The sequence below is a fragment of the Sunxiuqinia dokdonensis genome (assembly GCF_001270965.1).
GTDB classification, from domain to species: Bacteria; Bacteroidota; Bacteroidia; order Bacteroidales; family Prolixibacteraceae; genus Sunxiuqinia; species Sunxiuqinia dokdonensis.
Genome location: NZ_LGIA01000109.1, coordinates 1 through 531, shown reverse-complemented (window position 1 = coordinate 531; position 531 = coordinate 1). Strand labels below are relative to the sequence as shown.

The window sequence follows — 531 nt, the reverse complement described above, 5'->3', positions numbered from 1 at the left end:
ACTGTTGATTTTTTTTGACTGGGTGTCGGTTGGCTATTGTTTTTATTCGGAATTATTCAGAAATTTTGGGTTGAATTTGAGAACGAAGCTTGCGGCCTTATTTCCCCTTGGCACGAACGGAATCGCAAGCGGGAAGAAGCAAGCGCTCATAATAAAATCAGAAGATCATGGAGAATCAACCCAATTTTAACAAGGTCGCCATCCGTCTCATCTGTCAGAAGATGGAAGAACGGGGCTGGAACCAGACCCAACTCGGACAGCGGCTCAACATGAAACCCAGTTCCATTCATCGGTTGGTCAACGCCAACACGATTATGGTCGAAAAGCTGAAGCAATTGTCGCTGGTGTTTAACTACAACTTTTTCGAAGTACTGGCTGATCAACTCGACCTGCCCGAGCCCAAAAAGGTAGTCATTGATCCGGCGGAACATGCCGAATGCCTGGAGCGCATCCGGGAGTTGGAGATCGAAAACCGTACCTTGCTGAAGGTCCTCAAGGCGGAGGATTGAGGTGAGAATGGGAGAGTGAGAG

1 protein-coding gene is annotated in these 531 nt (G+C 48.0%); it reads left to right on the top strand.

Annotated features, from left to right (window positions below; translation table 11 throughout):
* Positions 1-167: 167 nt before the first annotated feature.
* On the top strand, positions 168-509 hold the full coding sequence (locus NC99_RS07360) for a helix-turn-helix domain-containing protein (protein WP_082326358.1): 342 nt from the start codon (positions 168-170) through the stop codon (positions 507-509).
* Positions 510-531 lie beyond the last annotated feature (22 nt).